Source organism: Longitalea arenae (assembly GCF_016924755.1).
GTDB classification, from domain to species: domain Bacteria; phylum Bacteroidota; class Bacteroidia; order Chitinophagales; family Chitinophagaceae; genus Niastella; species Niastella arenae.
On sequence record NZ_JAFFJX010000001.1, the window covers coordinates 552,917 to 567,682 of the forward strand.

The window sequence follows — 14,766 nt, forward strand, 5'->3', positions numbered from 1 at the left end:
CTAAGAATTCAAAGCATTTTGTTGATTTAAAGGTAATTTAGAAGAGAATTTCGGGGGTATGAATTACAATAAAAGCAATGTCAGGTTAGGAGTTTTATTTTGGCTGCTTTACTTTTTGTACGAGTGGATAGGGCAGGCTACCATCTCCAATGAATATTACCGTTATTTTATAAATGCCTGTGTTATTGTACCCATTGCCGCGCTGGCAACCTGGTTTACTACCCAAATTCTAATAAAGAAATTTCTGCTGAAGAAAAGGCTGGTGGAATTCCGTATCTGGTTTATAGTAAGCGTGATCGTGTTTACCCTTGCACGGCGCTCTTTCAATTATTTTTATACCTATCCTACTTTTTATAATACCCATTGGAATCAACCATTCCTGTTCCCGCCCAAGCTAATTATTGAAGCGGTTAATATCTACCTGATCGTAGCGCTGTATACCATGTTTTATTTTTTGCGGGCCTGGTACGAACAGCAACGGCTGGCGCAGGAACTGCAGCGCGATAAAGCGGTTGCTCAGCTGGAATTACTGAAGAACCAGGTACAACCACATTTTATTTTCAATACGCTGAATAATATTTATTCGCTGTCACTGAAAAACAGTCCGCGAACTTCTGACCTTATATACCGGTTGTCGTCTTTGTTAAGCTATATGTTATACGATAGCCGCCAGGAATTCATTCCGGTAAGCAAGGAGCTGGAATACATTCACAATTATATTGAGCTGGAAAAGATCCGGTATGGTGAGCGCCTGGATGTTTCCGTAAACTGTTTCGATTCCGTTGATCAGTTCACCATCCCGCCCTTGCTGATATTGCCGCTGGTAGAGAACAGTTTTAAACATGGTGTGAGCAATGATGTGGGCAATAGCTGGATCCGCGTCGACCTGTCGGTAAAAGATGACTGGCTTACCGTTAAAATAGAGAACAGCCGGGTGTCAGATACCCTGAACGGTCATGCTGTTTACAAAGGCATAGGCATGGAAAATGTGAAAAAGCGGCTGGAGATAATTTATCCCGACCGGCATGAATTTAAATGCATGAGCGAAGGCCAGTCGTTCCTTACAATCCTTAAAATTAAAAAACGCTGATGTGAAAATACAGTGCCTGATAGTTGATGACGAACCTCCTGCCCGGGAGCTGTTGGCATCCTATATAGAAAAAATGGATGATCTCGAGATCACCGGCCAGTGCGGTAATGCATTGGAAGCATTTGCCTTTATTCAAAAATACCCGGTCAATATACTTTTTCTCGATATTCAAATGCCGCGGATGAATGGCCTGGAACTTATTAAATCCCTGCAGGAGCGGCCGCGAATAATACTAACAACCGCCTACCGGGAGTTTGCGGTGGAAGGGTTTGAGCTAGATGTGCTTGATTACCTCGTAAAGCCGGTATCCTTTGAGCGTTTCCTGAAATCTATTTCAAAATATCACCAATATAATGTACTAAAGCAACCGGCTGCTGTTGACAATAAAGAAGAGGCCTTTGAGAAGGCCTATATGTATTTTAAAGTGAACAAGGAACTGGTGAAGATCTTTTTAAATGAGATCATCTACATCGAAAGCATTAAAGACTACGTAAAAATAGTAACGTCCGGCCGCAGTGTGATCACCTACCAACGCATTGGTTATATGGAAGAGAAGTTGCCGGAGAACAAGTTTGTGCGCATCCATAAATCGTATATCGTCTCAGTCGATAAAATTGTAAGCTATAATAACGAAGAAGTGAACGTGCAATCTATTTCATTGCCTATCGGCCGGAATTATAAGCAACAATTCCTTCGGGTGCTCAGTGTTTAAATAACAGCATAAATATTAATGGCGGGCAGGGTTTAGTCAATGCTTCCCTGCCCGCCATTTACTGGTCGCTTATTGTTAAAGAGTTATTCGCACAATTGTAGGGTCTCCGTTCCATTCGTACTGAACTGAATCAACCGCACTTTGTTGGCTTTGTTATAATGTAAGACCAGGGTGCCATAAGAGGTTTGATAAGCATCCCAGCTGGCGTCTTTCATTTTGGGATTACCTAATGTTTTGAATAAACTTCCGCGGGCCGCTCCCAGTAAGGGAACACTGAGTTTACCTTTAAAGCCTTCCTTGATCTCTATATAATCCCTGCCGGTATAAAACGAAATGCCTTTGTCTTTATAAAATACGCCTTCGCCGCATTTGGCGGTGTCGGTAGTCGTACTGCTGAAACAAGGCCATTTGCCTTTGATCTGGCCGGCAATGGTATTGGCTTTGAAACCATTTACTTTTCCATCCAGGATATCTACTTCAAATGGGGGGCAGGTAACGGTTGCTTTTAACTGAGCCATGGAAACAGCGGCCAGGCAAAGGAAAGCAAATAAAAAACAGATCTTTTTCATATTAGTGATTTTTTGAGGGGCGCGCAGCCTGCAGCTTACAGGGCGGCGCTCTCATATATACAAAATCCTTGCTAGAATTAACCGGTTGAATCAATTTATTTTACTTAAATTAGGATACTGTTAATATCAGACTGCCCGGATCGTGAATCCCGAAACAGGTGAACGGAAAATCTTCTTATCTATTTGTAAATCTGGCAGCTACCTTCTGTAAAAATCCGCGGCTTATTTAATCTGTATCGTTTATGCCGGGCCATTGAAAAGAACTGATTAGTCGCATACCCCCGATGCCCGTCCTTCAATGTACTAAATGATCAGTAAGTCAGACTGGTATTCATAAACAAAAAACAACTGCTATGAGACATGATGCAAAGCATGCGATTATTTTGCTGCTCTTATTTTCGATATGCCCACCGGTTTTATATTCCCAGGTTACTACCGCCACACTCAGCGGTATCGTTAAAGATCCCAAAGGCGCACCGCTGCCATCGGCAACAGTAGTAGTTGAATATGCCGATGCCGGTTTCAAACAGTCGCTGGCTACAAGAGCCGATGGCCGGTTTACGGTTCCGAACCTGCGGGTGGGTGGTCCATACAGGGTGACGGTCACCTTTATAAATTTTCAACAATCGGTTGTTGACAATGTATTCCTCGAGCTGGGGCAGGATAACTCCGTCAACATTCAGCTAAAGGAAAAAGCTGCCGAACTGCAGCAGATAACGGTCACGGGCAGGTCGGCCATCTTTGATAACAAAAAGACCGGCGCTTCCACGAATATCAACAGCCGACTGATCCGCGCCCTGCCTACCATTTCCCGTTCTGCCGATGATTATATCAGGCTTACCCCATCTGCCTCGTTCACTTATAATGGACTTTCTTTTGCCGGCCGTAATGGACAATACAATAATTTTTCCCTGGATGGCGCTGTTTTCAATAATCCATTCGGCTTGGATGCACCAACGCCCGGTGGGCAAACCAATGCCCAGCCCATTTCCCTGGACGCCATTGATCAGATCCAGGTGAATATAGCACCTTATGATGTTACTCAGGCGGGCTTCACGGGTGCAGGCATAAATACCGTTACCAGGTCAGGGAATAACAATTTTACAGGTACAGTATATGGCTTTTACCGGAACGAATCCCTAACCGGTTCAAAAACAGAAAAGAATAAACTGGTATTGCCCGATCTGAAACAATTGCAGGCCGGCTTTGCATTAGGCGGCCCCGTTATAAAAGACAAGTTGTTCTATTTTATAAGTTTTGAAACGGAACAGCGGAGCGATCAGGCCTCATCCTATGTAGCCCAAAACAGCACAAATGTTGGAAAGACCAATACCAGCAGGGTGCTGGAATCGGACCTGCAACAGGTGAGCTCCATCCTGCAATCAAAATTCAATTACCAAACAGGTCCCTATCAAAATTATACCCTCGACCAAACAAATTATAAATGGCTGATCAAGGCCGACTGGAACATAAACGCCAATCACCGCCTCTCATTCACTTATAATGGCCTCGATGCCAGTAAGGACAAACCGGCGCATCCCAGTGCCATTGGAAGGCGTGGGCCCGATTTTACAACCTTGCAATTCAGGAATTCAGGCTATGAAATGGTAAACAAACTGCAGTCATTTGGAGCAGAACTGAAATCGAATTTCCGCAGCGACTATGCCAATAAATTGCGGGTGGTGTACACTACCTTCCGCGACAAACGCAATCCATTTTCCTCACCGTTCCCTGTTATTAATATTACGAAGAATGGCGTGCGCTATATCATTGCAGGCCATGAACCGTTTTCAATCAATAACCGCCTGAACCAGGATGCATTCCAGGTGACCAATAATTTCAATATGTTTTTTGCCAACCACACGGTTACCGCAGGCGCTTCCTTTGAGTCATTCAAATTTGCCAACTCTTTTAATTTAACCGGCTATAATGCAACTCTCTTTTCAGAAGCCGATATTAGGACCTTTATCGATAGTGTGCCGGTCAGCGGAAATTACGTGTTTGGCGCTTACCCGCTTGATGTTGATGTGGCATACGCACGCAACCGGGGTATTGCCCAACAATGGACCTGGTACTATTTAACCGTAGGGCAGCTGTCTGCTTATTTGCAGGATGAATGGCAGGCAACTAATAATTTAAGGTTGACATTGGGTCTGCGGATGGATATACCTTTTTATTTCAACGCCAGCTACCGGAATCCTATTATGAATGCAGATGGCAGTTTTTCCGGCAAGTTTGATGAAGGAGAACCTACTTTACCTAACAGAGATAGCCTTATTTTATTCGACAAAGATGGCAGGCGGGTCAGCAACGGTCCCGGTAGGGATGTTGACAATACGAAGTTCCCAGAAAGAAAGCCCTTGTTCTCACCCCGCTTTGGCTTTAACTGGGATGTCATGGGCGATAAGACCATCCAGGTGCGTGGTGGATCAGGTTTGTTTACCGGCCGTTTCCCATTTGTGTGGCTCGGCAACCACATAGGCAATCCTTATAGCTTTTTCTACAATGTAACCGATCGTGATTTTAAGTGGCCCCAGGTATGGCGTTCAAACCTGGGAACCGATATTAGGATGCCGTTCGGCACCATATTTACCGTTGACCTCGCTTACACCAAAGATGTGAACGGCATGATGGTGCGGAACTATAAATTAGGTATACCCAGTGGTACTTTGAATTCGGGAACGGGCGACAGGCGCAGGATCTACCTGACAAGCGACCAGGGTACTGCGAATGCCTATGTATTTACCAATACCAGTGTAGGTTACCAGTTGAATGGAACTTTTCAGGCGCAGCAGTTTTTTGGAAACGGGTTATACGCCATGGTAGGGTATAACTATTTGACGGCAAAAGACGCCAGTTCCATTTCTGCAGAAATTTCGAGTGACGCTTTTGACAGAAATCCTATTCTCAATAATGCGAATGAGGCGGTTTTGTCGCGTTCGCTGTATGGCAATACGCATCGCATTGTGGCCGCCTTTTCAAAGAAGTTCACGTATACGGAACGGCTTGCTACTACGGTTTCCCTGTTTGGTTCCTGGAATTCAGGCAACCGCTTTGCGTATGTATATGGTGGAGATATCAATAACGATGGAACAGGTACCAACGACCTTTTGTATGTACCTACGGATGCAGAGATCGATAACATGCAATTTTCGCCCCTGATCGATGTGAACGGCAATGTGCAGGATGCGGCAGCACAACGTACTGCATTAAGGAATTATCTTGCCAACGATAAATACCTCAGTGAGCGCCGGGGCGAATACACGGAAAAGTATGGCGGAGAGAATCCATGGATAGGGCAGGTTGATCTGCGCATTCTGCAGGACCTTATTTTAAATCCCAAAAAGAAACCATCAACGCTGCAATTAAGTATCGATTTTGTAAACATCGGTAATTTGCTGAACAGCAATTGGGGCGTAGTGAAATATGCAACCACCTCGGGCTACTTCCAGCCATTGTCTGTAAGCTATAATAATAATTCGCCTGTTTATCAGTTCGATCCTTCATTAAGATCCACCTTCATTACCAGTCCCGATCTTCAATCGCGCTGGCAAATGCAGATTGGATTAAGGTATACTTTTTAACGACAAATGCGGAACGCTTAGCGTATGCGTGCCATGGTTCCGGCAGGGCACGTATCTTTTTCAGGCGTTGCCCGGTATTTTCTTCCTTACCAGTAATAACCATATTACGCCCGGCAAGGCAAAACAACCAAGCAGCAAGACCGGAATATGATCTATCGTGTCGGTGGATGCGGTTAATAACTGCATGCCAAGCGCCAGCAGGGACAGACCCAGGCCAGCGCCGATAAAGTAAGAAGTTGTGCAGATGCCCGCCGCCACACCTTGCTGGGCATCGGGAATATCCCGTATGGCCAGTGCCGTTAAGCTGGGATAACAAACCGACATGCCACTGCCGGTAACACAGGCAATTGATAAGAGGATCAACACCAGATTATGATCAAACAAAAGCGCGGCCATTAACAACAGGGCGCCGGTAAACATCAGGCACATACCCAGGATACCCGTTTGCAGTACCGTCATCCTTTTGAACAGGGCGGGTACCATATAACGCGATACCAGGAATGAACACAAACTGAAGGGAAACAACAGCAAACCGGCGCGTGCTGCGGTGAAATGCATATTATGCTGCAATACGAGGGTTAGCAGGAAGAGGTAGCTTAAGAAGAAAGCACCCAACAAAATGGTGATCACATTGCCGGTGAGGGTGCCCGTACCTTTAAAAATAGTAAAATCGATCAATGGCTGTTTCCGGCTGCGTTCGCGGCGCAGGAATAAGAACAAGGCGGCTGCGATCACTGCCATACATAAAAGTAACTGTTTATGATTTTTCGAGAAGTCAGGTAAATGGTGTACCACGTAGGAGATCAACACGATACTTATAGTAAGCAGCATGCTGGATACTATATCGGGAAATTGTTGATGCTTGTTCACAACATCTTTATCGATGAACCGGTAAGCCAGGATCAGGGCTACGGTGATCACCGGTACATTGATGAAGAAGATCCATTGCCAGCCCATATAGGTAGCCACAATGCCGCCCAGGGCCAGACCACAACCAGAACCAATGGCGGCAAAGGAACTGAAAATACTGATGGAGCGGTTACGTTCTGCCGGGTCTGTAAATGTATTTGTAATAATAGACAATGCCGAAGGCATTACCATGGCGGCAGCCAGCCCTTGCAATGCCCTGAATGCGGTGAGCAGGAGAAAATTTCCGGAAAGACCTGCTCCAAGGGAAGTAAATAAGAAAAGTCCGGCGCCTGCCATAAAAATGTTTTTCCGCCCAAGGGTATCGCAGAGTTTTCCACCAATGACCAGGAAGCCACCATAGAAAAGCACATACACGGTTTGCACCCATTGAATGGTTTCTGCATCTAACCGGAACTGCTGCTGCATTGAAGGAATGGCCAGGTTGAGAATCGCAATATCCAGCGCTTCAAAAAATATAGCCGTTGAAGCTACAATAAGTATGATCTGTTTTCTTCGCATCGGTACCCTGCATTGTTCTATGCAAAACTATTTATATGTTTATTTGTACGGTTAATAAATAATAAATTAGAACAAATGTTTACTTTTACCTTGCCAAATAGAACAAGTAAATAGATTTCTATACGTATGCCAGCAAAAAAAGAACAAGCGGCCACTGCTGCTATTACTCTGGATGATAAGGATATTGCAATACTCAGGTTGTTACAACAGAATGCTAAGTTAACGGTGCGCGAAATTGCGGCCAGTATTCACCTGAGCGCAACACCGGTGCACGAACGCATAAAACGCATGGAAGCCAACGGCGTTATTAAGCAATATGCCACCCTGGTCGACCATCGGAAAGTGCAAAAGGGCATTATGGTCATCTGTTATATTTCCCTGAAAGAGCATAATCGTAAGGTTGCAAAGGTTTTTATTGATGCGGTGACCGCTTTCCCGGAAGTGTTGGAGTGTTATAATATTTCCGGCCAGTTTGACTTTATGCTGAAGATAGTTTCAGAGAATATGGAAACCTATCATGACTTTTATTTACATAAACTAAGCATGATCAAGGGTATCAGCCATACCCAAAGCATTTTTGTAATGGGTATTCTGAAAGACACGCATCAACTGTTATAATGAAAAAGTCCTCCCAAAATAGGGGAGGACTTTTTATTCATCCACTTGCTGCTTCTTATTCATCGATGTCCGTAGCTGTAGCCAGTTCTTTCACCGCAGCCATATCCTGCTGAACGGATTTGATTTTGGCTTCAGCCAACTGGTAGGCATCCCTGCCCAGGAATACATGTAATGGTGGTTGCTTTTGCTCTGCAATTTCAATCATTACAGCCGCTGCCTTTACCGGATCACCGGGCTGGTTGTGATTGTAATCATTTTGATGTACCTGTTGTACCTCGCGCACCAGTTTGTAATCAGCGATCTCATTTTTGGGAACTGCCAGTGAAGCATCGAGGAACTCCGTTCTGAAATATCCGGGCGACACGATGGATACAGTAATGCCAAAGGGTTTTAATTCAGCTGCTAGTGATTCGGAGAATCCATGCATCGCAAACTTGGTAGCTATATAGCTGCCAAAGCCGGGGAACTCGCCGGTAAAACCGCCAATGGAAGCGATGTTAAAGAAGTGGCCGCTTTTTTGTTTGCGCATATAGGGAAGCACTTTGCGAATCACATGTAATACGCCAAAGACATTGATGTCGAAATTCTGCCGTACTTCTTCATCAGATAATTCTTCAAGGCTGCCAGTTAAGCCATAACCCGCATTATTTACTACTACGTCAATGGCGCCAAAATGTGCGATGGTGTCCCAAACCCCTTTTTCAACACTTTTTTCATTCTTCACATCAACAGCCAGGGGAAGGAAGCTGTCGCTGTTAACACCTACTGCTTTTTTAAGCTCTTCCAGGTTACGCGAGGTAGCGGCTACGCGGTATCCTTCCTGTAATAATTTTTTAACCAGGGCCAGGCCTAATCCTTTTGAAGCGCCTGTAACGAACCAGATCTTATTTTTCATTTTGAACCTGTTTAATTGTTTTGATTCTGTAATTTGTTAGTGTCGTTCATGAACTGATGATACAAAGTTATAGCTGCGCAGGCCCTGCATTATTACGGCTTTCAAACAGATAATTGTATAAATCAAACAATGTTTGTTAGCGTTAGAATGTTTGAATTGTACAGTGTCGCTGAATGCTGTTACAAACAAAAAAGCCCCCGGCTTTACCAGAGGGCTTCTATAGATATAAAAGTTATGAACTTAATTTCTGAACGCACTGGGTGTCATGCTGGTTTGTTTCTTGAAGAAATGATTGAAGTGCGCAGGTTCTTCAAAGCCCAGGCAATACCCGATCTCAGAAATATTCCAGTCGGTGTGCTTTAATAATACTTTCGCCTCACTGATAATACGGTCAAATATATGCTCGGTAGTGGTTTTGCCGGTAGTGAGGCGGATAGCGCGGTTAAGATGGTTCACATGTACAGCCAGTTGTTCGGCAAAATCGCGCGCTGAACGTAATGTAAAACGTTGGGTGGGCGATTCAATGGGAAACTGCCGTTCAAGTAATTCTGTAAATACAGCTGTGATGCGGGCATTGGCATCAGTATGCTGGTACAATGTTTCGGTTGGCTGCATCTTCAACGCATAATGGACCATCTCCATAATATAATTGCGTATCAGGTCGTATTTGTACACATAATCAGATCTTATTTCATCCGCCATTTTTTCGAAGATCTGGCTTACAAATGCGTCCTGTGTTTTGTCGAGCGAATAACTGGGTTTGTTATTACCCACAACAAACATGGGCAGGTCTTTGATGCCGCCGCGAATGCGTTCCGTGAAAAATTCTTCCCTGAAAATGCAGAAGTATCCTTTAGGGTTATCTGTTAAACACTCGAATGTATAAGGCACATTTGGGTTGAAAAAGATAAGTGTTGAACCGGATACTTCAATGCTTTTATCTGCATAATGATATACATAAGGGCCCTGCATGAGGGAGATCTTATAATAATCACGCCGCGTATAGGCAACCGGCGCTTTACCCGGGCCCACACAATCTTCTACTCTGAATACATTGAAATGCCCGATATCTTTTTTAAGATTTTCCGGTAACCAGTTCATCTTATGGCGGTAAAAATCTTCCAGCGTTTCCGTCTTTGCCATATACTAAGTTTAAAAATTGGATGGTGTCCTGATCCCCCGTTTCATTCCTTCACATTATAAAATTACAACAACCGCAATGCCATTCCTTTATAGGATTCAAACAAAAAATTGCAAAATTCAAACAATATAGCACCGTTTAGCAGACATTTCCCGAAAAAAAACGGGCGCCGTATTAAAAAGACGTGGGGAAGGAAGGCCGTTTACCCGGCCAGGAAGATCAGTTCTTAATCGCCTGCATCACTTCTTTAAGATATTTATTTTCATCAATAGTATTCACCCCCAGGCGAACGACGATCAGCTTTCTGGAAGGAATGATGAAAATATTTTGTCCGCCAAAACCGTCGGCAAAGAACATATCCGCCGGCGCGTCAGGGAACCATCGTTTGGCAGGATCTTTATCACCGATGCCATTCAGCCAGAACTGGTAACCATAACGCTGCTGTTTATTGGCGGCCGCTGGTTTAACCGTTTCGCGAACCCAGTTTTCCGGCAACAGCTGTTCCCCGTTCCATTGCCCATTATTGTAATATAATAAGCCAAACCGGGCGAAGTCGCGGGCAGTGGCATAACTATACGAGGAACCGATATACGTGCCGGAAGCATCGGGTTCCAGGCAGAGCGAATACATATTTATTTTATGGAACAAGGCCTGGTAGGGAAAGGCGGCATAGGCCGCATCGCCTACGGTATGGCGGATGATCCTGCTGAGAATATTGGCATTGCCACTGGAATAATTGAAAATGGTGCCAGGTTGAAATTTTAAAGGCAGGTTGGCGGTAAAAGCGGCCATGTCGCCCCGCTTGAACAACATGTCAGTAGCTTCACTCGGAGAACCATAATCCTCGGCGAAGTCCAGACCCGAAGTTTGTTGTAACAATTGCCGCAGGGTGATCTTTTCCTTATTGGTATTTTTCCATTCAGGCACAGGGGCCGGCGCATCAGGATTTAATTTTCCGGCTTTTGTGAGAACGCCTATAACGGCCGCAGTTAGGCTCTTACTCATTGACCAGCCGATCATCACAGAATTTTTATCAAAACCCGGGGCATACCGTTCACCTATTATTTTACCATCATACACCACCAGGAATGCCCGGGTAAAAGCGGGTTTCCCTTTTTTGGTGTTTGCCAGCATAACCCGGTCAATCGCCCTTTGCAAAGCGGCCGTATCAACACCGGCAGGTATGCTGTCTGCGATCTTATCCCCATACGGCCAGGGAATGCTGTCCCGGTTTTGCGCAGGGATAGCAGGTAGATTAAATTGTTGGTTTCTGATGGCCGTTTCCGTAAGATCATTTACCAGCGTACAGCCCACACCGGCTCTGTATATAGCTTTTCGCTTAGCAAGCCCCCAAACAGATCCTGTAACAGAAGAGTCCTCTTTGTTAACCGTAAAACTGCCCAATGAAACCGGGAAAAAAGCCAGTTCTTCCCGTAATACACTGGCCGGGTCACGATGCTGCAGGTAAACCGCAGAAGCCATGTTCTTGGCGCCAAAACCGCTGATAATGGGAAGCGCCCGCCAGGCATACCAGATGCCGAGAGCCAATAGCAACAACAACATCAGGCATAGGACGCGGAGTATCATTTTCTGCAGGCGCATGGAATCATTTTTCAAATAAATAATGAAAAATAGAGCATTATTGTTTTCCAACGGGAAAATTTTGTAGGGCACCTTAACCAGGCGTTCCGTTGCATTAAACTTATTATTTTTATCGCTAAAAGGCCTGCTTGCATATGAGAAAACTGCTGGTGTTATGGATGGTACTGTGCCTTGGGCATGTTCTATTTGCCCAGAATACGATCGGTATTCCAAATATTACAAACTACTTCCGGCAGGATTATAATGCCGGCCAGCAAAACTGGCATATAGCCCAGGACAGCCGCGGAATTATGTATTTCGCCAATAACTATGGGCTTCTGACCTTCGACGGTACTTTCTGGCGAACCTATCGCATTCCCAATGCCACCATTGTACGCTCCCTGGCCATTGATAAGAACGACAGGATATATGTAGGCGGACAGCAGGAGTTCGGTTATTTCTCTCCCGGTCAAGAAGGTGAACTCGTGTATACATCACTTAGTAAACAGTTGAAAGCAGACAATGATTTTGCCGACGTATGGACCATACAGATAGTACAGGATCGCATTTTTTTTCATGCCTACAGAAAGATCTTTGAATATGGGAATGGCACGGTTAAGACCTATAATAGTATGCACTGGCGGTTTTTAGGATATGCCAATAATCAGCTGCTGGCTTATGAATATGATCTTGGACTGGTATATTATAACAACGGTCAATGGTTGCCCCGCATAAGAACCGGAACCTTGCCTGCAGATATTCAGATAAGATCGGTGACAAACCTCGGCAACGACAGTCTGCTGCTCACTTCCATATCACATGGATTATTTATATTGAAAGGCGATGTTATCAAACCATTTGTTACCCCCGATATCAAAGCAATAGCCGCTCATAATATTTTTGGCGCCTGTCTCTTATCGCCCGATAAAATTGCATTGAACACCAACCTCGGTGGCTGTATCATCATTGACCGGAAAGGAAATTTCATTCAGCGGCTTTCCAAAAATGAAGGCATTCAAAATAATAATGTGCACAGCCTGTTTATAGATAAAGACCAGAACCTGTGGCTGGGCCTTGACAATGGTATCGACCTCGTCACCTATAATAATGCGATCAAAAATATCTTTCCCGAACCGGGTGACCACAGCACCGGGTACACGTCCATTATTCATAATAACCGTTTATACCTGGGCCTGACCACTGGATTGTTCAAAGCCGATCTTCCCCTTGCAGGCACAGATCTCAGTTATGCAAAAAGCGCTTTTTCCCTGGTTGAAAATTCAAAAGGCCAAGTATGGAATTTATCGAAGGTAAACGGAACCTTATTCATGGGACATACCCTGGGTGCTTTTGTGGTCAATGACAATAAGGCAACCGTTTTTGACAGCAAAAGCGGTTTCTGGATCTTTCTTCCTTTATACGACAGTGTTTCCAATTCGGTGATTCTGGCCGGGACCTATAACGGCATTAACTTTTATAATTACACGAACAAACGCATCATCAACCACAATGTGGCCGTTCGGTTTGAATCGGCCCGCTACGTGGTAAAGCATAAAAATATTATCTGGGCCATCCATCCTTATAAAGGATTATATATGGTCTCTTTCAATGCAATGAACCAGCCGGTGGTAGCCAACTATATTGATAAAAAGAAGATCTTATCCCAAAACCACAACCACCTGTACCGCATCGCCGGCCGCATGGTGTTAACTACCGACAATGGTATATTTGAATTCGATGATGCCATCAATGATTTTAAGCCATCGGCGTATTTCAGAAAACTTTTTGGGGATATACCTATAGATTATCTGAAAGATGATCAGGCAGGCAATATCTGGTTTTGTAGCCGCAAAAGGGTAGGAGTGGCTGAAAAGATAAACGGCAGTTACCGGCTCGTATATATTCCTGAACTGGATGACAGGATCATGAGCAATGGCTTTGAGCACATTAATATCATCGACAGCAGTAATGTACTGATAGCTGCAGAGAAAGGTTTCTTTCATCTGAATTATGCACAGTATAAAAAGACCCGGCATTTCTTTACCACGCTGATAAGACTGGTACAGGTGGCTGCTAAAAAAGAAGACCTTATCTACGGCGGTTATACAGGAACAACAGCATCGCTTTCTACGCCGTCCATTCCCTATGCTTCCAATTCGCTGCATTTTGAATGCAGTGCAATGATCTATGGGCAGCAGCAAAACATCACATATAGTTATTTTTTAGAGGGATTTGATTCAGGTTGGAGTGACTGGAACCGGAAAACAGAAAAAGAGTATACTAACCTTCCGCCCGGGAAGTATGTGTTTCACGTAAAAAGCAGGAACAATATCGAAAATGAATCACCGGTTGCCAGCTTTTCCTTCACGATCTTACCACCCTGGTATCGCAGTTGGTGGGCCTATTTATTATATGGAGCGGTGTCTTTTGCATTGTTGTACTGGTTTTATAAAAGGCAGCAGTGGAAATACCGGAAGCGCGAAGCGTTGAAATTGATGCAACAACAGCAACGTTATGCAGAGGAACAAAAGCAATTGCAAATGCAGCATGAGCTGCAAATGGGTAAACGGGAAAAAGAGATCATTCAATTAAAAAACGAAAAACTACAGGCTGATATCGAATATAAAAATTCGCAGCTAGCTTCCACGGCGATGAACCTGGTTCGAAAGATGGAGATCTTTTCAAAAATAAAAGACGACCTGAGCGGTTTTAAGAACAATGAAGAGTTCAGAGCCGGGTCAAAAGAGCTGCAAAAGATCATCCGACTCATCGACAGTGAACTGGATCTAACGCGGGAGTGGGAACAATTTACGGAACACTTCGACCAGGTGCACTCGAATTTTTTAAAAAAATTAAAAGAGCAATGGCCCGATCTTACACCCACCGAATTAAAACTGGCCGCCTACCTGCGCCTGAATTTAACTACCAAAGAGATCGCCCACCTGATGAGCATTTCCATCCGCGGTGTGGAAACCGGCCGCTACCGCCTGCGTAAAAAACTTGGCTTAACCAGCAATGATACCAGTTTATATGATTATTTAATGTCGATAGCCGGATAACAGCTGTTTTTTAGACATTTCTCCGCGGTCGCGTGGCCGGTTTTTGATCATCTATATACAACTTACTGATAGTCATTAATAATGTTTTC

The 14,766-nt window shown here is 44.4% G+C and carries 10 protein-coding genes; 5 read left to right on the plus strand and 5 right to left on the minus strand.

Features of this window, described 5'->3' with window-relative positions; all coding sequences use genetic code 11:
- The first annotated feature begins 58 nt into the window (after positions 1–58).
- The gene (locus JT717_RS02485; RefSeq protein WP_205508600.1) at positions 59–1,090 is read left to right on the plus strand and encodes a sensor histidine kinase; all 1,032 of its coding nucleotides are present in this window, start codon (positions 59–61) and stop codon (positions 1,088–1,090) included.
- Between the two features lies 1 nt (position 1,091).
- Positions 1,092–1,802, plus strand: a complete 711-nt coding sequence (locus JT717_RS02490) for a LytR/AlgR family response regulator transcription factor (protein ID WP_205508601.1) — start codon at positions 1,092–1,094, stop codon at positions 1,800–1,802.
- A gap of 83 nt (positions 1,803–1,885) precedes the next feature.
- Here the strand turns inward: JT717_RS02490 and JT717_RS02495 are convergent, their stop codons facing one another.
- Positions 1,886–2,371, minus strand: coding sequence for a hypothetical protein (locus JT717_RS02495; protein ID WP_205508602.1), 486 nt, complete (start codon positions 2,369–2,371; stop codon positions 1,886–1,888).
- A 353-nt stretch (positions 2,372–2,724) separates the two neighbouring features.
- Between JT717_RS02495 and JT717_RS02500 the strand changes: the two genes are divergently transcribed.
- Entirely contained in the window at positions 2,725–5,955 is a 3,231-nt protein-coding gene (locus tag JT717_RS02500; protein WP_205508603.1) for a TonB-dependent receptor, read from the plus strand.
- Between the two features lie 60 nt (positions 5,956–6,015).
- Here JT717_RS02500 and JT717_RS02505 read toward each other — a convergent pair whose 3' ends face one another.
- Complete coding sequence (locus JT717_RS02505; protein ID WP_205508604.1) at positions 6,016–7,383, minus strand: MFS transporter; 1,368 nt, start codon at positions 7,381–7,383, stop codon at positions 6,016–6,018.
- Positions 7,384–7,509: 126 nt separating this feature from the next.
- Between JT717_RS02505 and JT717_RS02510 the strand changes: the two genes are divergently transcribed.
- Positions 7,510–8,001 (plus strand): Lrp/AsnC family transcriptional regulator, encoded by a 492-nt coding sequence (locus JT717_RS02510; RefSeq protein ID WP_240347781.1) that lies wholly within the window; start codon positions 7,510–7,512, stop codon positions 7,999–8,001.
- Between the two features lie 55 nt (positions 8,002–8,056).
- Here the strand turns inward: JT717_RS02510 and JT717_RS02515 are convergent, their stop codons facing one another.
- The 3 genes from JT717_RS02515 to JT717_RS02525 all read right to left on the minus strand — a co-directional run bounded on the left by JT717_RS02515 (position 8,057) and on the right by JT717_RS02525 (position 11,639).
- Positions 8,057–8,896: an oxidoreductase gene (locus JT717_RS02515; RefSeq protein ID WP_205508605.1), complete on the minus strand. Its 840-nt coding sequence runs from the start codon at positions 8,894–8,896 to the stop codon at positions 8,057–8,059.
- Positions 8,897–9,136: 240 nt separating this feature from the next.
- Complete coding sequence (locus tag JT717_RS02520; RefSeq protein ID WP_205508606.1) at positions 9,137–10,039, minus strand: AraC family transcriptional regulator; 903 nt, start codon at positions 10,037–10,039, stop codon at positions 9,137–9,139.
- Between the two features lie 217 nt (positions 10,040–10,256).
- Positions 10,257–11,639 (minus strand): serine hydrolase domain-containing protein, encoded by a 1,383-nt coding sequence (locus JT717_RS02525; RefSeq protein ID WP_205508607.1) that lies wholly within the window; start codon positions 11,637–11,639, stop codon positions 10,257–10,259.
- A gap of 134 nt (positions 11,640–11,773) precedes the next feature.
- On the opposite strand from JT717_RS02525, the gene JT717_RS02530 reads away from it, so the two are divergent.
- Complete coding sequence (locus tag JT717_RS02530) at positions 11,774–14,677, plus strand: triple tyrosine motif-containing protein (protein WP_205508608.1); 2,904 nt, start codon at positions 11,774–11,776, stop codon at positions 14,675–14,677.
- Positions 14,678–14,766 lie beyond the last annotated feature (89 nt).

Coding starts and splice junctions, on each gene's coding strand:
- JT717_RS02485 (WP_205508600.1), top strand. CDS start 59: ATGAATTACAATAAAAGCAATGTCAGGTTAGGAGTTTTATTTTGGCTG.
- JT717_RS02495 (WP_205508602.1), bottom strand. CDS start 2,371: ATGAAAAAGATCTGTTTTTTATTTGCTTTCCTTTGCCTGGCCGCTGTT.
- JT717_RS02500 (WP_205508603.1), top strand. CDS start 2,725: ATGAGACATGATGCAAAGCATGCGATTATTTTGCTGCTCTTATTTTCG.
- JT717_RS02505 (WP_205508604.1), bottom strand. CDS start 7,383: ATGCGAAGAAAACAGATCATACTTATTGTAGCTTCAACGGCTATATTT.
- JT717_RS02510 (WP_240347781.1), top strand. CDS start 7,510: ATGCCAGCAAAAAAAGAACAAGCGGCCACTGCTGCTATTACTCTGGAT.
- JT717_RS02515 (WP_205508605.1), bottom strand. CDS start 8,896: ATGAAAAATAAGATCTGGTTCGTTACAGGCGCTTCAAAAGGATTAGGC.
- JT717_RS02520 (WP_205508606.1), bottom strand. CDS start 10,039: ATGGCAAAGACGGAAACGCTGGAAGATTTTTACCGCCATAAGATGAAC.
- JT717_RS02525 (WP_205508607.1), bottom strand. CDS start 11,639: ATGCGCCTGCAGAAAATGATACTCCGCGTCCTATGCCTGATGTTGTTG.
- JT717_RS02530 (WP_205508608.1), top strand. CDS start 11,774: ATGAGAAAACTGCTGGTGTTATGGATGGTACTGTGCCTTGGGCATGTT.